This is a genomic window from Cupriavidus sp. 30B13 (assembly GCF_049059565.2).
GTDB lineage: Bacteria > Pseudomonadota > Gammaproteobacteria > Burkholderiales > Burkholderiaceae > Cupriavidus.
In genome coordinates, this window is the sequence record NZ_CP188224.1 from 859539 (window position 1) to 883251 (window position 23713).

A 23713-nucleotide genomic window follows, 5' to 3' on the forward strand; every position below is an offset into this window, starting at 1 on the left:
TCTGGCCGGCCATCGCCGGAAAATAGATAAAATGCGGAATATCTATGAAACAGGGGCTGACTTGGCTACCTCGCCAACGCCACATGCCGGCGCCTCGCCGGCTGCTTCCGCGGACGGCGCGTTCGATACCGGCGGGCGCACCTGGGCGTCGATTCTCGAACTCACGGTGCGGGAAGACATCATCCAGGGCAAGCTGCCCGCCGGCAGCAAGCTGCGGCTCAAGGAGCTTGCCGAACGCTACCAGGCTGGCGTGATCCCGCTGCGCGAGGCGCTCTCGCGCCTGTGCGCGACGGGCTTCGTCGTGGCCATCGACCAGAAGGGCTTCCGCGTGGCCGAGCTGTCCGCGAGCGAGCTGCTGGACATCACGCGCGTGCGCCAGCAGATCGAGACGCAGGCGCTGCGCGACGCGATCGCCGCCGGCGACGTCGAGTGGGAAGGGCAACTGATCGCCGCGCATCACCGGCTCAGGCGCCTGCCGGTCCTGCTGCCCGGCGAGGGCCGGCACATGAACCCGGAGTGGGAGGCCGCGCACGCGGATTTCCACGCCGCGCTGGTGGCCGGCTGCGGCTCGCCCTGGCTGCTGCGCTTTTCCGCCTTGCTGCGCGACCAGACCGCGCGCTACCGCCTGCTGTCGATGCAGCTGCCGGGCACCGGGCGCAAGCGCGACGTGGCCGCCGAGCACGAGGCGATCGTCGACGCGGCCATCAACGGCGACGCCGACCTGGCCTGCGCGCTGCTGAACAGGCACTTCCAGGAAACCACCAACCTCGTCATGGCGTACCTCGCCGCGCAGAAGGGCAGCGAGGTCGCGGCCAGGACGCGCGCGCGCAAGGTGGTCGCGGTGTAAGGCCGCGCGCGGCGCTTCCGGCGCCGCATGTCGTCAGGCTTCGGTGTTGTGGGTGAAGTAGGGCGGCACGTCGGGGCCCCACTGGTACAGCGAGTCTTCCGGCGGGAAATCCCCGGACGGCCAGTCCCGCCCCGCGGAGATGTAGTCGATGTCCGCCGAGTATTCGCAGAACGAGCCCCAGGGATCGCGCACGTAGTGGAAGAAGTTGGAGCCCAGCACGTGCCGGCCCGTCCCCCAGCCCTCCTTGTAGCCCGCCGCCGCCATCTGCGCGGCGCCCTGGCCGACCTCGTCGATGCTGGCGACGTCCCACGCCGCGTGGTGCCAGCCGCGCGCCGCGCTGCCGGCGAAGGCCACCAGGTGATGGTCGCAGCCGTGCGGCGCATGCGTGAACGCGATGCCTTCGCCGGAGCGGTCCGACAGGCGCAGGCCCAGCGTGCGCCCGTAGAAGGCCAGCGCGCGCGACACGCCCGGCGTGAACAGCAGCACGTGCGAAAGCCGGCGCGGGCGGACCGCCTTCACGCCGCTGCGGAAACGGGCGCCGCGCGCATCCGCCGGGCCGTGCACCTCGTCGAGCGGGCTCTTGGCCCCGGGCGAGGTCTTGGGCCCAGCCTTGACCTGGATGAGATTGCCGTCGGCATCGAAGAACCACAGCCCCTCTGCCGTGACGTGCGGGCTGCCGCCGGCAAAGCGCGCCCCGGCCGCGAGCAGCTGCCCGCGGATGGCGTCGAGGTCGCCCGCGAAGCAGTTGAAGCTCAGGTAGGCGAGGGCCTTGCGCTCGCCGGCGAAGAAGCGCGCCGAGACGTGCCCGTCGCGCGCCGCCACGTCGAGCCGGCCTTGCCGGCGCGTCACGGCCAGGCCGAAGGCAGTGAGGAAATGCTCGGCCTGCGCGAGGTCCGGCACGGTCAGCGCATAGTGATCGAGCGAATGCACGGCGGCCTTGGGCCGGCCATTGTCTTTATTCATTGTCTCCTCCGCGAATGGCGTCAGGCAGCCAGCGCGGCCCCGGCCACCGGGGCTGCCTCGGCCTCGCCGGCCTCGTCGGCAATCGTGTTGCGCAGCGTGGCAAAGCCCGTTGCCGAGACCTCGCACACATCGCCCGGCTTCATCATCAGCCGCGGCTCGCGCGCCCAGCCGATGCCGCTCGGGGTGCCAGTGACGATGACGTCGCCGGGCTCCAGCGTGATGGCTTCGCTGATCACCGAGATCAGCGTGGCGATGTCGAAGATCATGGTATCGGTGCTGGCGGACTGCACCACCACGCCGTTCAGGCGCGTCTCGAGCAGCAGGCCCTTGCCGCCGGGCGGCACTTCGCTGGCGGTGACCAGCTCGGGGCCGAAGGCGCCGGTGGCGTCGAAGTTCTTGCCCACGGTCCACTGCGGCGTGAGGAACTGGTACTCGCGCACGGAGCCGTCGTTGAACAGCGCATAGCCGGCGATGCAGCCGAGCGCGTCTTCCTTCGCGACATGGCGCCCGCCCTTCTTGAGCACCACGGCCAGCTCGCCCTCGTAGTCGAGCGTGTCGGACGCGCGCGGGCGGACGATGGGCTGGCCGTGTCCGACCAGGCTGGTGTCGTAGCGGGGGAAGATGGTGGGATAGGCGGGCTGCTCGTACTTGCTTTCCCTGGTGTGGTCGGCGTAGTTCAGGCCGATGCAGAAGATCTTGGCGGGATGCTCGACCACGGGCAGGAAGGTGATGTCGTCCTCGCTGACGAGGCGCCCGCCGCGGCGGGTGCTCGCGTAGGTTTCGAGGTCGACGCCGGCGGCGAGCAGGGATTCGAGCGGTTCCTCGCCGAGGACGCGGATCTGGCTGCCTTCGCGGGCGCCGAGGAGAGTCTTGCCGTCAAGGGTGAAGCGGACGTAACGCATGGGGTTTTCCTGTCTCAGGGATCTGGATGATGGGAAGAGAGGGATCGCCGCCGCGCGATCACTGGGAGGAATGCTAGCCTAAAAAATATATAAAAACAATCTTTGTAGATTGTTTTGGCGGAAAGAGAACTTCCCCGCAGGAACGGCGAAGCCGCGCTCCTCGCTGGACGAGGGGCGCGGCAAGTGGTGTATCCGGGGCGGCGCGGAGGGATCGGCGCCGTGGCGGCAGGCGCAGGCGGCCCGCGGGCAGGCCGCATTCAAAGATCGAGCTGCAGCGGCGCGGGCGCTTCTCCTTCGCCACCCGCCGCCGGCACCGCGCAGCAGATCAGCGCTTCGCCGTCCTCCACCGCGAATTCGGGCGTTTCGAGATAGGCCACCGCGCCTTGCAGGACGCGCGTGCGGCAGGTGCCGCAACTGCCGTTGCGGCAGCCGAACCCGGGCGCGAGCCCGCGCTGTTCGGCCAGTTCCAGCAGCGAGCCGGCGTCCGGCGACCAGCGCGCTTCCTTGCCCGAGCGGGCGAAGACCACCGGCACCGCCGCCGTGGCGGGGCTGGCGGCGGGGGCCGGCGCGGCGGCGGGCTGCGCGGCATCGCGGCGGCGGTGCAGCGCGGCCGGGCCGAAGGCTTCGGCATGGATGCGGCCGTCGGCCACGTTGAGCGCGCGCAGGCCGTCGTAGAGGGACTGCATGAACGGGCCCGGGCCGCACAGGTAGAAGTCGTAGTCGCCGAACGGCAGGTGCCGCCGAAGCATGCCGATGTCGATGCGGCCGGTTTCGTCGAAGTCCCGTTGCGGCTCGGCGTCGCGCGGGTCGCTCAGCACGCGCACGTATTGCACGGCGCCCTGCGCGCTGTCGGCCAGCGCGCTCAGTTCGCGCGCGAAGGCGCGCTCGGACAGCGTGCGCGCGGCATGGAAGAAATAGGCCGGGCGCATGTGGCGGGTGCGCAGCCCTTCGTAGACCAGGTGGCGCAGCATGGCCAGCATGGGCGTGACGCCGATGCCGGCGGCCAGCAGCACGGCGGGGCGCTGCGCGGCGGCGTCGATGGTGAAGGCGCCGGCCGGCGGGCGCACTTCCACGATGTCGCCGACCTTGAAGTTGTCGTGCAGGTGCTGCGATACCGTGCCTTCGCGCTTGACGCTGATGCGGTAGATGCCGTCGGCCGGCGCCGACGACAGCGTATAGGTCCGGATCGCGGGCGCCGGCGGCGAGCCGGCCATCACGCGGACCGGCAGGTACTGGCCGGCGAGGTGCGGCAGCAGCCCGGCGCCGTCGGCGGGCTCGAGGTGGAAGGAGCGGATGCCCACGCTTTCCTCCACCAGCCGCGCCACGCGGAACGGACGCCACGCATTGGCCAGCGGGCGGGCGCGCAGGCGCTCGGCGGCGGCGTCCCAGTCGCCGGTGAGTTCGACCGCGGGCGACACGCCATCGGGCTCCGGCGCCCAGCGCACCGGCAGCGCATCCGCGCGCCGCACCACGCTGGCGGGCTTGAAGCGCCACAGGCGCTCGGCGCCCTGGAAGGCGGCGATCTCGGGCGAATCGAGGATGACCTCGGCCGAGCCGGTCATCTGCAGCAGTTCGCCGGTGGCGAAGTCCGCGAACACCAGCCCCGCGCGCGGGTTGGCCATGAAGTTGCCGAGCGTGTTGAAGAACAGGTTGCCGGCGAAATCCGGGATGGTCATGCCGCCGTCGTCGTCCAGCCGCACGAAGCCCGGCTTGCCGCCGCGATGGGACACGTCCACCTGGCGGGTGCCGTCGGGCAGGTCCACGTACGACGCCACGAAGAAGGTGTCGGCATTGGCGACGAGCGCGCGCGCCCGCGCGTCCAGCGCGTCCGTGCGCTGTGGCTGTGCCGCGCCCGGCGCGGCGGGGTCGCGCGTGAAGGCGTAGTTGCGCTGCTGGATGTACTGCGGGCAGTTGCCGAAGCTCTGCCCCACCGCGATCTCGAACGCCGCCGCGCCCGGCGCCGCCGCGCCGCGCCGGATGGTGCCGTTGAGCCGGTTGCGGCGCCGCGTCAGCAGGTCGATGCCGAGCAGGCCGATGGCGTCGCCGTCCTCCATGCCGCGCTCGGCGGGGTCGGCCGCCTCGCGCGGCAGGCGCACGCCGAGCGCCTTGTCGTGCGGGGAATGCAGGAAGCCCGGCATGCCCGCGCGCAGCGTGGCCCAGACGTTGCCGTCCGGATCCACCGCGCCCAGCACCACCACCGGCAACTGCGCGAAGAACTGGCGATGCTGGTCCGGCATGTGGTCGCGCACGAAGCGCGCGCCGAGCTCCTCCATCTTGCGCGCCACGCCCGCGCGCTCCTGCAGCACGCGTTCGCCGGCATGCCAGGGCAGCGGCGGAACCCGGGTCGGTACGGTAGGCGAGAGCTGGGACATGATGGCGGTCTCCTGGTGGCGTTCGGGCGGGCGGTCGGTCGGGGCTGGCTTGCGGCCGCCCGGTCAGGCGGCCAGGCCGGCCGGCGTCTTCTGGAAGGCGACGAAGCCGGGCAGCGCCTCGATGCGCGCCAGCCACGCATTGACGTTGGCATACGGCGCGAGGTCGACGAAGCCTTCCGGGGCGCGGGCGATATAGCTGTAGAGCGCCACGTCGGCCAGCGTGGGATGGTCCGCCGCCAGCCACGGCGAGGCGGCCAGCGCGTCGTCCACGCGGCGCAGGACCACATGGGCGCGTCCGATGACTTCCTCCGCGTTCAGGCTCGCGCCGAACACCGTGATCAGGCGCGCGGCGGCGGGGCCGTAGGCGATCTCGCCGGCGGCGACCGACAGCCACTTCTGCACCGCGGCGGCGCCGGCGGGCGAGGCCGGCAGCCAGTCGCTCTTACCCAGGCTCGTGGCCAGGTACACCAGGATCGCGTTCGAATCGGTGACCACGGTGTCGCCGTCGACCAGCACGGGTACCTGGCCGAACGGGTTGAGCCGCAGGAACGCCGGTTCCTTGTGCGCGCCCTTGGCGAGGTCGACGTGGATGAACTCGGCATCGGTGCCGGTCAGCGCGAGGAACAGGCGGACGCGGTGCGAGTGGCCGGAGAGCGGGTGGAAGTAGACCTTCATGGCTGGGATTCCTTGGGATCGGGGTAGGGTGGAATCGCCGCGGGCCGCGCGCCGTGCCGGAGTGGCCGCTGGCGTCTTGCCCGAGTGCGTGAAGGCATCTTAGGGGTGGCGCCGCGCGGGAAAAACGGCGCCGGCGAGAAAGGATTCTTCTCGCTGGCCCAATAATGGGATGCGCCGGGGAGGCGTGGGGAGGGGAGGAAGACCGGGAGCGGGACGCGCGCTCAGCGCAGCGAGGGATCGGCGCGCAGCGTGTCGATGGCCAGGTCGAGGAAGGCGCGCACCTTGCGCGTGGCATGGCGGCCTTCCCGGTGGATGACGTTGATGGGCAAGGGCGGCGGCTCGAATTCGCGCAGCACCACCTGCAGCGTGCCGGCGCGCAGATGGCCGGCGATCTGGTACGACAGCAGCCGCACGATGCCGAAGCCGGCCGCCGCCGCGACGATGGCCGACTCGTTGGTGGAGGTGGTCAGGCGCGGCTGCAGGCGCGTGACCACCTGGCTGCCGCCGGCGTCGAAGCGCCATTCGGGCGAGGCGGAGACCGCGCTGGCCACGATGACCGTGTGCCGCGCGAGATCCTCCGGCGCCTGCGGCACGCCGTGCCGCTCGAGATAGGCGGGCGCCGCGCACACCACCCGCCGCACGCTCCCGACCGGCGCCGCCTGCAGCGAGGAGTCCGGCAGCTCGCCGATGCGGATGCCCACGTCGATGCCTTCCTCGACGAGGTTGACCGTGCGGTCCAGCAGCAGGCAGGTGGCGTCCACATGCGGGTAGCGCTGCAGGTACGCGGTGACGATCGGCGTCACGTAGGCCGCGCCGAACAGGACCGGCGCGGTGAGGGCGAGCGGCCCGCGCGGCTCCGCGTGGGAGCCGGCCGCGAGCAGCTCGGCATCGTCGATCTCGCCGAGGATGCGGCGGCAGTTCTCGAAGTAGGCCGAGCCGGTATCGGTCAGCCGCACCAGCCGCGTGGTGCGGGTCAGCAGGCGCACGGCGAGGTGCGCTTCCAGCTCATTGACGATCCGGCTCACCACCGACGGCGAGACGTCGAGCTTGCGCGCGGCGGCGGTAAAGCCGCCGGTCTCCACCACGGTGACGAATGTCTTCATGGCCTGCAGTCGGTCCACCCCGCGTTCTCCCCGTCTTCGCCGTGCTTGTCTGCCCGCCGCCGCTGGCCGCTGGCCGTGCCCGTCGTGCCAATTGTGCCAGTTGTGCGCATGGCGGCGCTTCGTGGCGGAGTATAGCGCCGGCGCCCGGGCGGGCTGCGCTCACCCGACGGCGAGCACGATATTGCCCACGCCCAGGTTGGATTCCATGCGCCGGTGCGCGCCGGCGGCGTCGGCCAGCGCAAACACGCTGTCCACCACCGGCGCCAGGCCGCCCGGCCCGAAGCGGTGCAGCCAGCGCGCGGCAAAGCGCTGCGTCATGGCGCGCTTGACCTCGGGCGGGCGCGATTTCATCACCGTGCCGATGATCTGCAGGTGGCCGTACAGCAGCCGCTCCAGCGGCAGCGCCGCACCCTCGGCGCCGCCCATCAGGCCCACCTGCACCAGCCTGCCGCCATCGGCCAGCGCGCGCACATTGCGCTCCAGGTAGGGCGCGCCGATGAAGTCCACCACCACGTCCACGCCGCGCCCGTCCGTTTCCCGCGCCACCGCCGCGGCGAAGTCCTCCGCCTTGTAGTCGATGGCCACGTCGGCGCCCAGCGCGCGCACTCGCCCGAGCTTGCCCGCGCCGGCGGTGGCGAACACTTTCGCGCCGGCGGCGCGCGCAAGCTGTACCGCCGCCGAGCCGACCCCGCCGGCCGCCGCGTGGATCAGTACCGCGTCGCCGGCTTGCGCGCGGCCCAGGTGGAGCAGCGCCTCGTGCGCGGTGACGAAGACCTCGGGGATGGCCGCGGCCTCCACGTAGCCGATGCCGTCGGGGATGCGCATGGCCATGCGGTGGTCGATGCGGGCCAGCTCGGCATAGGCGCCGCCGCCCACGATGCCCATCACGCGGTCGCCCGGCGCGAAGCCGCTCACTTGTGCGCCCATGCCGATCACTTCGCCGGCGATCTCCAGCCCCATGATGTCCGAGTCGCCGAAATACTGGCGGCCGTAGCCGCCGCGCCGCTGGATCAGGTCGGCGCGGTTCACGCCGGCGGCGTGGTTGCGCACCAGCAGGTCGTGCGGGCGCAGCGCCGGCGCCGGCACGGTCTCCAGCCGCAAGACGTCGGCTTCGCCGAACTCGTGGAAGGTGATGGCCTTCATGCCGTTCATGTCGCTTATGTTCATGTCGTTCATGTATCTGGTCCCGGTTTCGTGTCTTGTGGTCGATGGGCCGAGTATAGGTTTGCACGGTGATGAATTTGTGCTGCATTATTCCGTCCGTCAGATGCAGATTTGCATCACACCGGAGCGGCTTTTCATGAACTGGGACGACACCCGGATCTTTCTCGCGGTGCAGCGCGAGCGCACGCTGCGGCGTGCCGCGCGCACGCTGGAACTCGACCAGGCCACGGTGGGCCGGCGCCTCGCCGCGCTGGAGCGGGCGCTCGGCGCCACGCTGTTCCTGCGCACCTCCGACGGCTATGCGCTCACGCCGGCCGGCGAGGCGGTGCTGCGCTCGGCGCTGAAGATGGAGCAGTCGGCGCACGAGCTGCTCAGGCAGGCCCAGGGCGTGGACACGCGGCTGGAGGGCGAGGTGCGCGTGACCACCACGGACTCGCTGGCGCTGGAATTCCTGATCCCCGCCATCGGGCGCCTGCACGCGGCGCATCCCGACGTGAAGATCCTGCTCAATACCTCCACCAACATGCTCAACCTGGCGCGGCGCGAGGCGGACATCGCGGTGCGCACCATGAAGCCCGCCAACCCCGACCTGGTGGCGCGCCGGCTGGCGCGCTGGCCGGTCGGGCTGTATGCCGCGCCTGCCTACCTGGCGCGCCACGGCGAGCCGGTGCCCGGCACCGCGTTCGCCGGCCACGACCTGGTGGTCTACCAGCCGCTGGTGGCGGGCAACCGGGCCCCCACGCTGGCCGGCGAGCCGATCCACGCGGGGCGGATCGTGGCCGCCATGTATTCGAGCCTGATGCTGCGCAGCACCATCAAGGCCGGCATCGCCATCGGCGAGGTGCCGGCCTACCTGGCCGAGCGCGAGGGGCTGGTGCGCGTGTGGCCGGAGCGCACGCGCGCCATGCACTATGAAGTCTGGCTCGTCACGCACCAGGACCTGCGCCACACGGCGCGCGTGCGGGCGATGATCGACGAGATCGTGCATGCGTTCGAGAGCCGGGAGGACGAGGCCTGAGCACGCGGCGGCCGGCGCGCGGCGGCGCGGGTGGCGGTATGATCTTCGCTCGGCGCGCGCCGGCCCGGGCGCATTCCACGTACCGCATTCCGCATACCTACAGAGCGAAGACCAGGAGATAGCCATGACCCGCCCCGTCGCCGAGAAGCGCGCCGCCTTCCGCGCCCTGCACCAGCAAGGCTGCTTCGTGCTGCCCAATCCGTGGGACGTGGGCAGCGCGCGCATGCTGCAGCACCTGGGCTTTGCCGCGCTCGCCTCGACCAGCTCGGGCCTGGCATGGTCGCTGGGCCGCGCCGACAACGCGGTCGGGCGCGACGATGTGCTGCGGCACCTGACGGCGCTGTGCGCGGGCGTGGACCTGCCCGTCAATGCCGATTTCGAATCGGGCTTCGCACAGGAGCCGGAAGGCGTGGCGGGCAATGTGCGCCTGGCCGTCGACGCCGGCGTGGCCGGCCTGTCCATCGAGGATCTCGATGCGCGCAGCGGCGGGCTGTACGACCAGGCGCTCGCGGTGGAGCGCATCCGCGCCGCGCGCGCGGCCATCGACGCTTCGGGCCAGGACGTGCTGCTGGTTGCCCGCACCGAAGGCATGCTGGCCGATCCGGCCGCGCTGGCGCCCGCCATCGACAAGCTGGTCGCGTTTGCCGAGGCCGGGGCCGATTGCCTCTACGCGCCGGGCGTGGCGGCGAAGGCGGACATCGCGGCGATGGTGCGCGCCGTCGCGCCCAGGCCGCTCAACGTGCTGATGATGCGGCCCGGCATGAGCGTGGACGAACTGGCCGACCTCGGCGTGCGGCGCATCAGCGTGGGCGGGGGGCTCGCGCGCGCTGCCTGGGCCGGCATGCTGGCCGCCGCCGGGCAGCTCAAGGCGGGCTCGTTCGACGGGCTCGGCGGCGCGGTGCCGTCAAGGCAGCTGAACGATATCTTCGGCAACTTCGGCTGAGGCCGGGCCGCCGGATTGTCCCTGCATCGCCGCCGGCGGTCAGCTCTTGCCGAAGACATCATCGAGCCAGTCGAGCATGCGCCGGTTCGCCAGCGAGCGGTTCTGCGTCTCGCAGTGGTCGGCGGCGCCTTCCTGCGCGGTGAAGGGCAGCAAGGTCTTCGGGCAGGTGAGGGCCTCGAACAACGTTCCGGCGCCGTCGGCGACGGGGTCTTCTTCCGCGCGCGTGAGCAGGGTGGGGCAGCGGATCGCCTGCGCGCGGCCCTGCATGGTGTAGGTCTCGACACTGGCCAGGTAGTCGCGCAGGCTGGCCGTGCCGTTGACCCAGAAGCCGCGCTGCACCACGGCCCAGCGCCGGTGCGGGTCCTGCTCCACGGCCTGCTCCAGCCGGGCCAGCGTGGCATCGCCGAGCTGGCCGAGATCCGCCGCCTCGGCCGGCGTGGCGCCCAGCTTGCGCGCCGCCGCGCGGAAGCCGTCGGCCACCGCCCATTGCCCGGGGTCGGCGATGCAGGCGGCCAGGCGCGGCTCGCCCGAAGCCGCGCGCGGCGCCAGGTAGCCGCCCAGGCTGATGCCGTAGAGCGCGATGCGCGCGGGGTCCGCCACGTCCAGCGCGAGCGCGAAATCCACCACCGCGCGCACCACGGTTTCCCAGTCCGGCCGCAGCGGGATGCCCTGCTCGTAAAGCACTTCGCCCTGGCCGGGGCCGTCGAACAGCAGCGTGTGGTAGCCCCGCCGCGAGGCAGCCGCCGCGATGAAGAAATAGACGTCGGGGATGGTGGCGTCGTAGCCGTTGGTGACGATCAGCAGCGGGCGCCGCGCGCCGGCCTGCCCGGCGGCCGGGATCAGGTAGGCGGGCAGCGTGGTGTGCTCGAACGGAATCCGCATCGGCGTGACCGGCGGATCGCCGAGCGCCATGCCCTTGTCGAAGGCCGCCATCTCCTTGCGGAACGCCGCCAGCAGCCGTGGGTCCACCGGCGTGCCGTAGAGCGGATGGAACGAGGTGGCGTAGAAGCAACTCGCGCGCAGGTACAGTTCGCGCGCGCTGGTCCGGTGGCCAGCGGCCAGCGCGGCGTCGGCCTGGGTTTCGAGCCGGCCGCCGGCGGCCATCCAGGCCGCGTGGAAGGCGCTGTCGTCGCCATCGCCGACCGCGCGCGCCACCGCCAGGATCTCGCCGTAGTCGGCGCCGCCGTAGGGGATGTACGCCAGCGGCCAGGTGCCGAACTGGTTATGGAGGGCAGAGCTGAAGATCGCGGGGGTCGATGACACGGCGCACTCCGTTGGTTGGCCGGCGGCGCCCGTGCGCCGCCCGGCTATCCGTTGTCGTTGCCGTCCAGCGCGGCCTTGGCGAAATCGATGAAGACGCGCAGCTTCTTCGGCATACCCGTCCGATTGTAGTAATAAAGATAGAGCCCCGTGCGCGGAATCCAGTTGTCCAGCACGCTGACCAGCCGGCCGGCCTGGATATGCGGCTCGGCCACGCGATGCTGGATGTAGGTGAAGCCGAAGCCGTCGAGCGCGGCCTGCAGCAGCAGCGTGTTGTCGTTGGTGGCGACGCGCCCGGTCACCGCCATGCGCAGTTTTTCGCCGGCCTTCTCGAACTCCCAGCGGTACAGCGCGCCGTTGTCGGCGCTGCGGTAGTTCACGCACTCGTGCGCGAGCAGGTCGCGCGGGTGGCGCGGCCTGGGCCTGTCTTGCAGGTATCCGGCGCTGGCCACCACGCAGAAACGCATCTGCGTGACCAGCGGCACCACCACCATGTCTTCTTCCAGCACGTTGTCGTAGCGGATGCCGGCGTCGAAGCCCCGGCCGACGATGTCCACCAGGCTGTTGTCCGCGATCACGTCGATATTGATGTCGGGGTAGGCGGTGAGGAAGTCCTTCAGTACCGGCTGGATCACGCGCGGTATGGCAGAGTGGGGCACGTTCAGGCGCAAGGTGCCCATCGAGCGGCTGGAGGCGCCGGCCACGTCATGCATGGCCAGCTCCAGCTCCTGCAGCAGCGGGGCGATGCGCGTGAGGAACTTGGCGCCGGCCTCGGTCAGGCTGACGCTGCGCGTGGTGCGGTTGAGCAGGCGGGCGCCGAGGCGTTCCTCGATCTTGCGCACCGTGTAGCTGACCGAGGTCACCGGAATGCCCAGCGCGCGCGCCGCGGCGCTGAAGCTCTGCTCCTGCGCCACCCGGGCAAAGACCGACAAGGCCTGGAAATCAGCGTGGTTCATTGTGCAGTTTATTTGCAAAGTCCTTTTTGATTATCTTCCTTCTTGATACGGTAAGCAACGTCCATACTCCGTTGTGCCGGAGCCGCCCGAGATGACGGCTCCATGCAGGCAACGGCAATTCAAGCAAACCATCTGGAGAAGTGATGAAAACCTGGTTCATTACGGGCGTGAGCACCGGTTTCGGACGTGCGCTGGCGCAAGCCGCCATCGCGCAGGGCGACAAGGTCGCCGGCACGCTGCGCAACGAAGCGCAGCGCGCGGAATTCGCCGCGCTGGCCAAGGGCCAGTCCTTCGGCTACATCCTCGACGTGCGCGACGACGCGGCCATCCCTGGCGTGGTGGCGCAGGTCGAGCGCGAGGCGGGCCCCATCGACGTGCTGGTCAACAATGCCGGCTACGGCTACGAAGGCAGCATCGAAGAAGCCGCGCCGGCGGACGTGCGCGCGCAGTTCGACGTCAACGTCTTCGGCGCGCTCAGCGTGGCGCAGGCGGTGCTGCCCTACATGCGGCAGCGCCGCCGCGGCCATGTCCTGAACGTGACCTCGATGGGCGGCCTGATGACCTTCCCCGGTGTGGGCATCTACAACGCCAGCAAGTTCGCGCTCGAAGGCATCAACGAGGCGCTGGCCAAGGAAGTGAGCGGGTTCGGCATCAAGGTGACGGCCATCGAGCCGGGCGCGTTCCGCACCGACTGGGCCGGCCGCTCGATGCAGCGCACCTCGTCGGAGATCGAGGACTACGCCACCATGCTCGCGCCGCAGCGCGCCGCGCGCGCGGCCAGGTCGGGCAAGCAGCCCGGCGACCCCGCCAAGGCCGCGCAGGCCATCCTGCAGGTGGTGGCCGCCGAAGACCCGCCGGTGCACCTGCTGCTGGGCACCGACGCGCTCGGCTTCGTGCGCGAGAAGCTCAGGGAGCTGAACGCGGAAATCGACAAGTGGGAACACCTCACCGTGAGCACCGACTTCACCGAGTGAGCGGTTCGGCGCGCAGGGCAATGAACGAAGCCGCCAGATACGCCCACGCCGTCAGCGCTAGCCCAAGCAAGGTGTTCTCCCTCTCCCCTCACGGGGAGAGGGCCGGGGAGAGGGGCGGTTCGGCCAGGAGCCACATCAAGCGAGGCCGACGGTTTTGTCCGGCTTAGCGGCGAGAAACGAAGCCGATGGTGTTGTCCAGCACGGCAGCATTCGCCGGCCCCCGCCCTCTCCCCCGTCCCCTCTCCCACTGCGCGGGAGAGGGGAGCAAACCGCCGGTCGGCGAATTCCGCCGCCGGCCGGTCCACGCTTCCGGCCACCGGCCTACGCCAGTCCCTTGTTCGGATTGACCAGGAATTTCTCGCCGGTGGCGCGCTTGTTGTAGACCGCGATCTGTTCCAGGTCCAGCACCTCGGCCAGCGAGATCTCGCGGGCGTAGTGGCTGGCGAAGGTGGTCTTCAGCTCAGCCACCACGCGCGCCTTGAGCGCGCCGGACGCTTCCGGCCCGATCTTCTGCAGGAACGGGAACACCAGCCAGCCGCCCATGCTCCATGCCATGCCGAAATTGCGGACGAACTCGGTCGGGCTGGGATCCAGGCTGCCGTAGAGGTAGACCTGCTTGTGCGTCGACGTGCCATAGCGGCTGTACGTGCCCGCGGTCCTGCTCAAGGCCGCTTCCATCGCGCTCAGGATCTGCCCGGCCAGCTTGCCGCCGCCGGTGGCGTCGAAGGCGATGGTCGCGCCGGTGGCGGCAATCGCCTCGGTCAGGTCCTGCGCGAAGGTGGGCGAGGCCATGTTGCACACATGGGCCGCGCCCAGCGACTTGAGCAGGTCGGCCTGTTCCTGCTTGCGCACGACGTTCACCAGGCCGATGCCGTCCTGCTGGCAGATCTTGTTGAGCATCTGGCCCAGGTTGGACGCCGCCGCGGTGTGCACCAGCGCCTTGTGTCCCTCGCGCCGCATGGTCTCGGTCATGCCCAGCGCGGTCAGCGGATTGATGAACGACGAGGCGCCGTCCGCGGGCGTGGCCCCGGGCGCCAGCGCCAGGCTCTGCGCCACCGGCACGCAGCGGTACTGCCCGTACATGGCGCCGCCCAGCACGGCCACCGTCCGGCCGAGCAGCGCCTGCGCCGCGGCCGACGAGCCGGCGGCCACCACCACGCCCGCGCCCTCGTTGCCGACCGGCATCGATTCGCCGACCCGGCCGGCCATGCCCTTCATCGCGCCTTCGGGCACGCGCGCGGTCACCACCGGCTGGCCGGCGGTGCCGCTGGCCTTCGCCGTGCTCATGTCGGCCGCGCCGAACAGCAGGCCCAGGTCAGACGGGTTGAGCGGCGAGGCTTCGATGCGGACCAGTATTTCGTCGGGGCCCGGCGTGGGCACGTCGACGCTGGCAAGGGATAGTTCCAGTTCGCCGCTGGCCTTGACCAGCGAGCGCAGCTGGAGAGCGGTGCGGGGGATGTCGGTGGACATGTGGTTCTCCTGATTTGCTGGATGCGACCGGGCGCGGAGGGCGCGGACGGGCTGGCGGTGCCGGCCCCCGTTGCGATGGCGCAATCCTACTGCAAGATCGGAAACCGGGTCGGCGCCCCGCGCGGCTGCCTTGCGGCCGGCCGCCGGCATGGCGGGGACCGCCGCGCTCGCCTAGACTGAGCACTGTCCCCACGGCGCGCCCCGGGGCAACCGGCCCGGCGCCGGGCGGCTTGCGAGAGCGAGGAGGCAGGCGATGATCACCAATGCACTGTCAGGCACCAACGTCCACGAAGTGTCGGACGGGATCTACCGCATCAATACGCCCGTCATCCTCGAGGGCGGTCCAGGCGGGTTTTCCTTCAACCAGTACCTGGTGCTCGACGACGAGCCGCTGCTGTTCCACACCGGCCCGCGCAAGATGTTCGAACTGGTGCGCGAGGCGGTGGCCAGCGTCATGCCGCCCGAACGCCTGCGCCATGTCGCGTTCTCGCATGTCGAGGGGGACGAGTGCGGATCGCTCGGCGAATGGCTGGCGGCCGCGCCGCACGCGGCGCCGCTGTGCGGCACCATCGCCGCGATGGTCTCCGTCAGCGATGCGACGGACCGCCACGTGCTGGCGCTGGAAGACGGGCAGGTCCGCAGCCTCGGCAGCCATAGCGTGCGCTGGCTGGCCACGCCGCACCTGCCGCATGGCTGGGATTGCGGCGTGCTGATGGAGGAGGCCACCGGCACGCTGCTGTGCAGCGACCTGTTCACCCAGCCCGGCGCGCGCCTTCCCGCGCTGACCGAGGGGGACATCCTGGGGCCGAGCGAAGCCTTCCGGCGCAGCATGGATTACTACGCCCACGCGCCCGGCACCGGCGCCATGCTCGAGCGGCTGGCAACGCTGGCGCCGCGCACGCTGGCGTGCATGCATGGCAGCGCGTGGCGCGGCGACGGCGCCGCCTTGCTGCGGGCGCTGGCGGCGTCCCTGCGCGGCTAGCCGGCGCGCGACGCAGGCTCGGCGCGGGTGCTGTCCGCCGGCGCGCCATCCTTACTTCCTGGTGTTCCCCAGCCCGCCGAGCAGGCCGCCGGCCGGGGCGCCCGTGCCGCCCGCCGCGCCGGTCAGGCCGGACACCAGGCTGGTGACGGGGGCCAGCACGCCGGACAGCGCATTGTTGCCGCCCGCCGCGCCCCCCACCGCGCCGGTCACGCCGGATACCACGCCGGCGACCGGGGCCAGCACACCCGACAGCGGATTGCCGCTTCCGCCGCTTCCACCGGTACCGCCCCCGGCGGCGCCGGTCAGGCCGCCGACGGTGTTGTTGAGCAGGGTGGTGACCGGCGCCAGCAGGCCCGCCGCGCCGCCGCCGCCATTGCCGGAGCCCGGCAGCCCGGGCAATCCCGGCAGTCCGCCCTGGAGGCCGCCGGTCAGGCTGCCCAGCAGGCCGGTGACCGGGTCCAGCGGGCTGCCGCCCGGGGTGCCGGCCGGCGGGTTGAACAGGCCGCCAAGCGACGCCACGGCCGTGCCGGCGGTATTCACGATGCCGCCCACGCTGGTCACGAGGGGAGCGTTGGTGTTGGCCAGGGCCGTGCCGAGCGTGGACACGCCGCCGCCGACCGTGCCGAGCAGGTTGTTGGCCACCGGGCCCAGCCCCGTGGCCGCGCCCAGCGTCTGCGTGGTGCTGGCCAGCGTGGACGTCAGCGGGACGATCGCCTTGCTTGCGCTGGTGAGGACCTGGTTGACCGGATCGGCCAGCGTCTGCGGCGCCAGGCCGCCGACCAGCGCGCCGGTCTGGCTGACGACGGCGCCCACCGGCGCCGTGACAGCCGCCAGCGGGCCGGTGCCGGCGCCGCCGATGGTGTTGCCGACGCTGCTGACGGCCGCGCCGACCTCGTTGAGCAGGGTGGGGCCGGCTGCGCCCGTGGCACCCGTGGCACCCGTGGCGCCGGGAGCGCCCGTCGATCCGGTGGGGCCGGCGGGCCCGGTAGCTCCCGTCGCGCCTGTCCCGCCAGCGGGGCCGGTCGCGCCCGTGGGGCCGGTGCCGCCGGTGACGCCGGTCGTGCCCGTTGCGCCTGTGGTACCTGTTGCGCCAGTGGCGCCCGTGGGTCCCGTTGCGCCGTCGGCGCCGGTGGCGCCGGTTGCCCCGGTCGCGCCCGTGGCACCCCCGGCAGGGCCGGTCGCACCGGTTGCCCCGGTATCTCCCTTGGCGCCGGCCGCGCCCGTCGCGCCGGTGGTTCCGGGCGGGCCGCCCGCGCCCGGGGCGCCGGTCGCGCCGGGGTCGCCCGTGGGCCCGGTGGCGCCCATCTTGCCGTCGTGGCCGTTGGCGCAGCCGCCAAGCAGCACCAGGGTGCCCAACACGCCAAGCAGATATTGCTGATTACGCACGGTTGACCTCTCCAGTCATTTTTTCTTACCGGGCATTCACGCAATAGCTGTGCCCGAGGCCGGAGGTGTTTTCCAGGTCTGCGGACCGTGCTGCTTCGCTGGCCGGGAACCCGCTTGCAGGCTGGGTTTGCGGGTATCCGGCGGGGGTCGTCGGCGGGCGTTTCATGCCGCCGCTGTGCCGATCGTTGCCGTTACGTGTTACGTAACACCGAGGGGCCTTGCCCCCCATCACGCGACGGTCCCGGCGGAGGGCGGTTCGGGCGATACGGCTGCGCCGCGCCAGGCCGCGCGGCACGCCGTTTGCCAGGCAGAGCGCGCCAGGGCCGCCGGCAAAATCAATGTGCAGCAGGTTCGCCGGCAATCCGCGGGTTCCCGCGAGGGAACCCGCGTCCCGCTAGAACGGCTTGGAGACCGCCACGTAGAAGGCGCGCCGCGGCGCGTACTGCGGCGCGCCGACGCCGATGCCGGTGCCGTCGCGCAGCTCGTAGGCGTGGTTGAACAGGTTGATCACCGTCAGGCGCACCTTGAATTTGCCGGCGACCGGTGTATCGAACGTATGCGCCGCGCCGACATTGACCTGCAGGTACGGCGGCAGGTGCCCGGTATTGGCGAAGCCGTTGCGCAGGCCGCTGCCGAACAGCGCATCGGCGGTGAGCAGCGTGCCGCGCCACAGGTAGGAGGTGCCGAACGAGCCGGCCACGGTCTGGTCGTGGTCCAGATGCACCCAGTTGCTGGCGATGAAGGCCAGCTCGTCGGCCTCGAAGTTGAACTGGCCGGTCTCGATGCCCTTGGCCATGGCGCGCGACACGCTCACGTTGGCATAGGCGGCGAAATTTCCCTGCCGGTAGTTGGCGGTGCCCTCCAGCCCGTAGATCTTGCCTTCGTCGTAGTTGAACGAAGAGAAGATCAGGGCGTTGCCGAACTGGCCCTCGTCCTGCAGGTGGCGGACCTTGCGGTAGTAGGCATCCAGGCCGAGCGTCAGGTTGCGCGTGGCCTGGTGCGAGATGCCCAGGTCGAAGTAGTCCGAGCGCTCCGAGCGCACCGCGGTATTGGCGTCCGACGGCAGCGCGTTGGTGGTGCCGACGAACTTGTCCACCGAGGTGGGGTCGATCTTCTCGGTCGCCGGCGGCGTGAAATAGCGCGCATAGCCGGCATGCAGGCGGGTCGTGTTGGTGAGGTCGTAGGTCAGGCCCAGGCGCGGGCTGAGCTGCTGCTCGCTGACCACGGTGTTGACGTGGTCGTAGCGGGCGCCGTAGTTGATGGTGAGCTTGTCGGTGGCCTTCCACTCGTCCTGCAGGTAGAAGCCCAGCGTGGTGCCCGTGTTGCTGGAATTGTCGACGATGGACAGCGGCACGCCGCTGGTCTGGTTGCCGTCCGCGTCGGCCGGCAGCACGGTGGAGGTGTTGTCCACGCCGAACCGCTCGCGCTGCAGGAACAGCCCCGCGCGCAGCGTGTGCGACGGGTTGAGGATGTAGCTGCCGTCGGCCTGCACGCCGTAGGCTTCGTTCCGGCGGGTGATGTCGGCGGCCACGCCGTTGTAGGCCAGGTCGCCGATCGGGTCCGGGTTGTAGTCCACCCGGCTGGTGCGGTGGAACAGCGACACCTGGTAGTCCAGCGCGGACGAGACCTTGTTCTGGAACGAGAGGATCTGGAAGTCGGTCTTCTCGCGCTGGTTGGCGTTGAGCGCGTCCGATGCCGGCGGGACCACGCCGTCGATGGAAAACGAGGGCGACAGGCCGGGCCTGTTGGGAATCTGGAAGCGGTTGTCGGCGCTGCCGAACATGAAGCTGATCCGGCTGTTCGGGTTGACCAGGTACGACAGCATGCCGAAGGCCTTGCCCTGGTCGGTGTGGTCGTGGATGGCGTTGCTGCCGCCGGTCGGGTTCTCGATGCCGAGATTGTTCTCGCTGAACGAGCCGCTCAGGAAGTAGCTCCATGGGCCCTTGGCCCCCTGGATGTAGCCGTTGGCTTCATGGTCGGCGTGGCTGCCGATCACGGTGCCGATCTCGCCGCCGAAGGCGCGGGGCTCGCCTTCGTCGTCGGTGGCCGCGCCCTTGGTGCGGATGTCCACGATGCCGGCCGTGCGGAAGCCGTATTGCGCCGGCAGCGCGCCGGTCACCAGCTTGATCTCGTCGGCGAAGCGGGTGTCGAGCATCTGGCCGAAGCCGCTGATCGGCTCGGGGATGGTGACGCCGTTGATGCGGTACTGCAGGTTGGCGTGGTCGCCGCGCACGTGCAGCTGGCCGAAGGAATCCTGCACCACGCCGGGCGCCTGCAGCAGGACCTGGTTCAGCGGGGTGTTGTCGCCGAGCGGCAGCGCGTTGATGTCCTCGCTGTCGAAACGGTAGACCGAGCTGCCGGTATCGGGCGACAGGGCGTTGCGCGCCTCGTCCAGGCGCTTGCTGGTGACGACGACCGCGTTGAGTGTCTTGTCGCCGGCGGCTGGGGTGGCCGGGCTGGCCGGGGCGGCGGGCTGCGCCTGGGTTTGCCGCGTTGTGGGCGGCGTGGAAGGTGTGTCGGCGGGCGCCGACTGGGCGTGCGCTGAAACGGCGAGCGCCGACGCGGCGCCGGCCGCAATGGCTCGAAGCTGGAAAACTGACATGGCAATGCCTCTGACGATATGGGAGTGTCGCGCGGGGACTCCTTGCCCGCGCCAATGCACTACGCGAACGACGGGCCGGTCAGAGGCGGGCCGCGGCTGCGGGGCCGCGGCGAGAATACGGGGGCAAGGTGGCGCTCGGCGGCCAGCGGGTAATGCCAGCGGCGCGCACAGGCGATGAGCAGCCAGGAGGCCAGCGCCGGCATCGCCACGGCCAGGGCCGCGAATGCCAGGCACTGCAGGCAGACGTCCTGGTCGGGCGCGCATTGGCCGGCGTCGTCCGCTTCCACGCACGAGCTGCTCTGCAGCTGCGCGTGGAGATGGGACAGCGCATGGACGTAGTTGCCCGCCTGCCCGAAGAGCAAGGCCACGACCAGCAGGAGGGCGAGCGAGCGGCGAAACACGGATGGCTGAAGAGAAAGGGCGGCCGGTTTTCTCGAGGTGGAACCGGTTATTGCAACAGAGTTGCGAGTTTGCCATCTGTCGACGCGCTTCGCAATGCCCGCTGCGGCCCGCGTGCATGCCGGTGCGGGCCGGCGGCTGTGCGGCTATCGCCACAATCCCGCCTGCGGCGGGGCGCCGCGGCGCGATTTACAGAGCGGTTCCCGCCGCTCGCGTGCCGGTCTCTAGGTCGCCAGCGTCCACTGGGCCTTGCCGCTGAGCTTGGCCAGCGTGAGGGCCTTGTCCGCCGCGGTCAGCGCGGCCATCACGTCGGCGCCGTGCTCGGGGATCAGCGCGACCCCGATGCTGGCGCCGATCTCCACGCTGACCTCGGGCTCCAGCATGAACGGCGCCGGCACCTCGCTGACCAGCCGGTCGGCGAAGCTGGCGATCTCCGCCTGGTCGCCCGCGCGCACGATGACCACGAATTCGTCGCCGCCGATGCGAAAGACCATGTCGTCCGGGCCCTTGAGCGCATCGAGCCGCTTGCCGATGGTGACCAGCAACTGGTCGCCGGCCTCGTGCCCGTGCCGGTCGTTGACCGGCTTGAAGCCGTCGAGGTCCATGTACAGCACCGCCGTCTTGCCCTCGCCGATCTGGTCCGCCTGGTACAGGTGGGCGGAGGCGTGGACCAGCCCCGCGCGGTTGGGCAGGCCGGTGAGGGCATCGTGGCGGGCGCGGTGGTCGTTTTCCCGCTCCGCCTTCATGGTGGTGACCAGCAGCTTGTTCAGGTGGAAGGCCGCGATGCTCATGGCGACCAGGTAGAACGGGATCTGGACCAGCGTGAGGCGCAGCACGGTCTCGTCGGACAGCAGTGCGGCAATGCAGCAGGGGCCCAGCGACAGCAGGATCATGATCGCCACCAGCCGCGGCGCGCCGAAATTGCGGAAGCAGATGCCGCCCACCATCGCGGCGGCGGACAGGCAGGACAGGGTGGCCGCCACCCAGTCGTTGCTGAGGATGCTGATGAACGTGCCATAACCCACGCTCGCCCCCCACAGCACGGCGAGCAGGACGTAGACATCGGTGAAGGTGGGCCTGCCCGCGGCCGCGGCCCGGTGCGCGGCCACCAGCACGCACAGCCGCGTGCCGCACAGCAGGATCTCGATGACCACCCACGCCAGGAAGGCCGGGCTGGGGTCGCGCCAGGCGATGGCCACGGCCACGGCGATGGTGTTGAGCACGCCGCCGGCGAAGATGGGCAGGGTGCCGAACAGGCTGCCGATCAGCTTGACGCGGATGTCTTGCGGGACATTCGCGCCGGGGTCGCACAACCAGCCCGTAGAACGCCAACGTGGCAGGCTGAAAGCCGCTGTTTTCATGTCCATCGGTTCCCGTGAATTCCGCGCGTGGTATCGCCGGCTCGCGCTGCACGAATCGGAAAGGCAGGATTCTAGCGGAAAGCGCTTTCATTTCGCCTACCGGGCGGGGCTTTCGACGCCTGCGCCGGCCTGCGCGGGGCTATGCGGCGGCGCCGGGCGTTGCGGCCCGGCGCTTGTCCGCCGGGGCAGCCGGGGTCGAGAAAGGGCATTTCATACCCGTCCAATATCCGCGAATGGCTTGCGCTGATACCGTGCTTTGCCGGCCGATGCGATGCCGGCCGGCATTCGCACCTCAACCCGCAGGCAACAAGGAGCAAGGCCATGTCCGAGGACATTTTCCTGAAGCTGGCAGGCATCGACGGCGAATCCGCCGACGCCCGCCATCCGAACGAGATCGAGGTGCTGACGTGGGACTGGTCCGTCAGCCAGCCGTCCGGCATGCACGAAGGCAGCGGCGGCGGCGCGGGCAAATGCAGCGTGGATGACCTGACTTTCGAGCACTACGTCGACCGGGCCACGCCAACCCTCGTGCAGTATTGCCTGGCCGGCAAGCACATCGACACCGCCGTGCTGGTCATGCGCAAGGCCGGCGGCGCGCCGCTCGAATACCTGAAGATCACGATGGAAGACGTGCTGGTCACCCGGGTTGCCGTGGCGGGCAACCACAACATGGCCATGCCGCGCGAGGAGGTCCGGCTGTCCTTTGCCCGCGTGCGGCACGACTACGTGCTGCAGAACGCGCAAGGCGGCAGCGCCGGGACCGTGGGCGCGAGATACGACATCAAGGCCAACAAGGCCATCTGACCGAGGGAGAAAACGCCATGCTGTTCATTTCGAAGCACGGTCATGTCGACGCGGAGCGCGTCAAGCTGGCCATCCATCCCGCGATCGAGCGCGGGCCGATGCATAAGGTGAATGGGATCGTGGTGCATCAGACCGGCGCGCCGACCGCGAAGAGTACCTTCAACAGCTATGGGAACAAAAGCGCCAATGGGGCGCATTTCCTCATTGATCTGGATGGCACGATCTATCAGACAGCCTCTTTGCTCAGGGCCACCGCCCATGTCGGACTATTGCGATCGCGGTGCCTGGAGACAAGAAAATGCAGTCCGGTCGAGATTTCGGCTGCCGCCGCAAAGCGTGGAGCGCGCGCCCTTCACAAGCATGAGGAGAAAAAGGAATGGCCACGACGATTTCCCTCCAACGATGACGCCATCGGCATCGAACTGGTCGGCAACCACAGCGGGCCGGCTGGAAGGGAGATCTACGATGACGTCACCGATTCGCAGCGTATTTCACTGAAATGGCTCATCTCCGAACTGGCGGAAACCTTGGACGTAAGCATGCACGAGGTGTACTTGCATCCAGAGGTTTCCTACAAGAATGAGACCGAAGCAAGGACGGCAAAATGGTAAAGGGTCTATTCGGCAGCGGCAGACTTGTGGCAACGCTGGCGGTTTTTCTGTGCGTGGTTTCTTTCGATAGCCATGCAAGAAATGTCCGGTCGGTCGTCATCAATCGGACCGGCATGGTACAGGGGATAAAGGATGGCGAAGATCCAATGCTCATCAGGGAATGCGGGCGGTTCAAGCCCACGCCTGCCCAGGTCAGGGCCTATTTCTCCAAGGCATATCCGGTGCCAGGCTTTGTGTTGAATCACGACCGCTACTCGCCTTGCTACGCAACCGGGACAGTCGAATTTGCCGATGGCTTTGGCGGCGAGTGGATCCTCTATTCGAGTGGTTCGGCGGGACTCGAGTGGGCGGGCGGCGGCGGAGTACATCTTCTGTACAAGAGAAACAAATGGCATGATCCATTCGCCTGCACATATGGCCTCGGCGATGAGCCCGGGTGCTGAGAGCCCGGCCGTCGATCCCGGCGGCATCGCCGGGTCTCCTTCTCCTCGCCGGCACTCCTGCCGCGCCGGCTCGCCCCCGCCACTCACCCGTTCGCAATCCGCAGCACCCGCGCGAATTCGGCAGGATTCTCCGTTCTGAGCCGGGCCAGATGGCCTAGCAGCGCGTCCGGCGACAGCGCGCCGTCGTCCGTCTTGAGCCATTCGATCTCGTCGCGGATGCGCTTCAGCCTCTCCAGGGAACTGGCGGCCCGCTGCGGGTCGATGGAGGCGGGGTCCACCGCGTGCAGCAGCACTTCGGTGATGAGGCCGAGTTGCCGGCCATACGAGGCGATGTGGAAGGCCCGCCGCTCGATGTCGGCGTCGCCGGCGGAGGGCGAAATGCCGTTGAACAGCACGTCGGGGTCGATGTTCTGGGCGACCGCGCCGCTCCAGGGAAAGTGAATATTCGGAGACCACAGCCAGATCCATGGAAACATTT

The 23713-nt window shown here is 70.1% G+C and carries 22 protein-coding genes; 8 read left to right on the forward strand and 14 right to left on the reverse strand.

Annotated elements, in window-relative coordinates; translation table 11 throughout:
• The first annotated feature begins 61 nt into the window (after positions 1 to 61).
• Positions 62 to 847 (forward strand): GntR family transcriptional regulator, encoded by a 786-nt coding sequence (locus ACKI2N_RS23150; protein WP_420993087.1) that lies wholly within the window; start codon positions 62 to 64, stop codon positions 845 to 847.
• Between the two features lie 33 nt (positions 848 to 880).
• Here ACKI2N_RS23150 and ACKI2N_RS23155 read toward each other — a convergent pair whose 3' ends face one another.
• The 6 genes from ACKI2N_RS23155 to ACKI2N_RS23180 all read right to left on the reverse strand — a co-directional run bounded on the left by ACKI2N_RS23155 (position 881) and on the right by ACKI2N_RS23180 (position 8005).
• Entirely contained in the window at positions 881 to 1810 is a 930-nt protein-coding gene (locus ACKI2N_RS23155) for a VOC family protein (RefSeq protein ID WP_420993088.1), read from the reverse strand.
• A 20-nt stretch (positions 1811 to 1830) separates the two neighbouring features.
• Positions 1831 to 2712 (reverse strand): fumarylacetoacetate hydrolase family protein, encoded by an 882-nt coding sequence (locus ACKI2N_RS23160; RefSeq protein ID WP_420993089.1) that lies wholly within the window; start codon positions 2710 to 2712, stop codon positions 1831 to 1833.
• A gap of 257 nt (positions 2713 to 2969) precedes the next feature.
• Complete coding sequence (locus tag ACKI2N_RS23165) at positions 2970 to 5084, reverse strand: pyridoxamine 5'-phosphate oxidase family protein (protein ID WP_420993090.1); 2115 nt, start codon at positions 5082 to 5084, stop codon at positions 2970 to 2972.
• Between the two features lie 63 nt (positions 5085 to 5147).
• Positions 5148 to 5759, reverse strand: coding sequence for a glutathione S-transferase family protein (locus ACKI2N_RS23170; RefSeq protein WP_420993091.1), 612 nt, complete (start codon positions 5757 to 5759; stop codon positions 5148 to 5150).
• A gap of 221 nt (positions 5760 to 5980) precedes the next feature.
• A complete protein-coding gene (locus ACKI2N_RS23175; RefSeq protein WP_420993092.1) occupies positions 5981 to 6880 on the reverse strand; it encodes a LysR family transcriptional regulator in 900 nt (299 codons plus the stop codon).
• A gap of 141 nt (positions 6881 to 7021) precedes the next feature.
• Entirely contained in the window at positions 7022 to 8005 is a 984-nt protein-coding gene (locus tag ACKI2N_RS23180; RefSeq protein ID WP_420993194.1) for an NAD(P)H-quinone oxidoreductase, read from the reverse strand.
• 157 nt (positions 8006 to 8162) lie between these two features.
• Between ACKI2N_RS23180 and ACKI2N_RS23185 the strand changes: the two genes are divergently transcribed.
• Together ACKI2N_RS23185 and ACKI2N_RS23190 are read left to right on the forward strand one after the other, a co-directional pair.
• Positions 8163 to 9044 (forward strand): LysR family transcriptional regulator, encoded by an 882-nt coding sequence (locus tag ACKI2N_RS23185; protein WP_420993093.1) that lies wholly within the window; start codon positions 8163 to 8165, stop codon positions 9042 to 9044.
• A gap of 124 nt (positions 9045 to 9168) precedes the next feature.
• A complete protein-coding gene (locus ACKI2N_RS23190) occupies positions 9169 to 9987 on the forward strand; it encodes an isocitrate lyase/PEP mutase family protein (RefSeq protein WP_420993094.1) in 819 nt (272 codons plus the stop codon).
• Positions 9988 to 10026: 39 nt separating this feature from the next.
• Here the strand turns inward: ACKI2N_RS23190 and ACKI2N_RS23195 are convergent, their stop codons facing one another.
• On the reverse strand, positions 10027 to 11250 hold the full coding sequence (locus ACKI2N_RS23195) for an alpha/beta hydrolase family protein (protein WP_420993095.1): 1224 nt from the start codon (positions 11248 to 11250) through the stop codon (positions 10027 to 10029).
• A 44-nt stretch (positions 11251 to 11294) separates the two neighbouring features.
• Entirely contained in the window at positions 11295 to 12203 is a 909-nt protein-coding gene (locus tag ACKI2N_RS23200; protein ID WP_420993096.1) for a LysR family transcriptional regulator, read from the reverse strand.
• A 143-nt stretch (positions 12204 to 12346) separates the two neighbouring features.
• Here ACKI2N_RS23200 and ACKI2N_RS23205 point away from each other — a divergent pair, with 143 nt between their 5' ends.
• Positions 12347 to 13177 carry an oxidoreductase gene (locus tag ACKI2N_RS23205; RefSeq protein ID WP_420993097.1) on the forward strand — a complete coding sequence of 277 codons (831 nt, stop codon included), beginning with the start codon at positions 12347 to 12349 and terminating at the stop codon, positions 13175 to 13177.
• A 321-nt stretch (positions 13178 to 13498) separates the two neighbouring features.
• Here ACKI2N_RS23205 and ACKI2N_RS23210 read toward each other — a convergent pair whose 3' ends face one another.
• Entirely contained in the window at positions 13499 to 14647 is a 1149-nt protein-coding gene (locus tag ACKI2N_RS23210) for a zinc-binding dehydrogenase (RefSeq protein ID WP_420993098.1), read from the reverse strand.
• Positions 14648 to 14900: 253 nt separating this feature from the next.
• Between ACKI2N_RS23210 and ACKI2N_RS23215 the strand changes: the two genes are divergently transcribed.
• Positions 14901 to 15629: an MBL fold metallo-hydrolase gene (locus tag ACKI2N_RS23215; protein WP_420993099.1), complete on the forward strand. Its 729-nt coding sequence runs from the start codon at positions 14901 to 14903 to the stop codon at positions 15627 to 15629.
• Between the two features lie 51 nt (positions 15630 to 15680).
• Here ACKI2N_RS23215 and ACKI2N_RS23220 read toward each other — a convergent pair whose 3' ends face one another.
• From ACKI2N_RS23220 to ACKI2N_RS23235, 4 genes are all read right to left on the reverse strand, one after another.
• Positions 15681 to 17015 carry a collagen-like triple helix repeat-containing protein gene (locus ACKI2N_RS23220; RefSeq protein WP_420993100.1) on the reverse strand — a complete coding sequence of 445 codons (1335 nt, stop codon included), beginning with the start codon at positions 17013 to 17015 and terminating at the stop codon, positions 15681 to 15683.
• 394 nt (positions 17016 to 17409) lie between these two features.
• Positions 17410 to 19617, reverse strand: a complete 2208-nt coding sequence (locus ACKI2N_RS23225; protein WP_420993101.1) for a TonB-dependent receptor — start codon at positions 19615 to 19617, stop codon at positions 17410 to 17412.
• A gap of 59 nt (positions 19618 to 19676) precedes the next feature.
• Positions 19677 to 19985, reverse strand: a complete 309-nt coding sequence (locus tag ACKI2N_RS23230) for a hypothetical protein (RefSeq protein WP_420993102.1) — start codon at positions 19983 to 19985, stop codon at positions 19677 to 19679.
• A gap of 255 nt (positions 19986 to 20240) precedes the next feature.
• The gene (locus tag ACKI2N_RS23235) at positions 20241 to 21383 is read right to left on the reverse strand and encodes a GGDEF domain-containing protein (RefSeq protein WP_420993103.1); all 1143 of its coding nucleotides are present in this window, start codon (positions 21381 to 21383) and stop codon (positions 20241 to 20243) included.
• A 315-nt stretch (positions 21384 to 21698) separates the two neighbouring features.
• On the opposite strand from ACKI2N_RS23235, the gene ACKI2N_RS23240 reads away from it, so the two are divergent.
• The 3 genes from ACKI2N_RS23240 to ACKI2N_RS23250 are packed head-to-tail and all read left to right on the forward strand — an operon-like array spanning position 21699 to position 23235.
• Complete coding sequence (locus ACKI2N_RS23240) at positions 21699 to 22181, forward strand: Hcp family type VI secretion system effector (protein WP_420993104.1); 483 nt, start codon at positions 21699 to 21701, stop codon at positions 22179 to 22181.
• 17 nt (positions 22182 to 22198) lie between these two features.
• The gene (locus ACKI2N_RS23245) at positions 22199 to 22792 is read left to right on the forward strand and encodes an N-acetylmuramoyl-L-alanine amidase (RefSeq protein WP_420993105.1); all 594 of its coding nucleotides are present in this window, start codon (positions 22199 to 22201) and stop codon (positions 22790 to 22792) included.
• Positions 22786 to 23235 carry a hypothetical protein gene (locus tag ACKI2N_RS23250; RefSeq protein WP_420993106.1) on the forward strand — a complete coding sequence of 150 codons (450 nt, stop codon included), beginning with the start codon at positions 22786 to 22788 and terminating at the stop codon, positions 23233 to 23235. Before ACKI2N_RS23245 ends, ACKI2N_RS23250 begins: the two co-directional genes overlap by 7 nt.
• 83 nt (positions 23236 to 23318) lie before the next feature.
• On the opposite strand, the gene ACKI2N_RS23255 is transcribed toward ACKI2N_RS23250, so the two are convergent.
• Positions 23319 to 23711, reverse strand: coding sequence for a hypothetical protein (locus tag ACKI2N_RS23255; RefSeq protein WP_420993107.1), 393 nt, complete (start codon positions 23709 to 23711; stop codon positions 23319 to 23321).
• Positions 23712 to 23713: the final 2 nt, after the last annotated feature.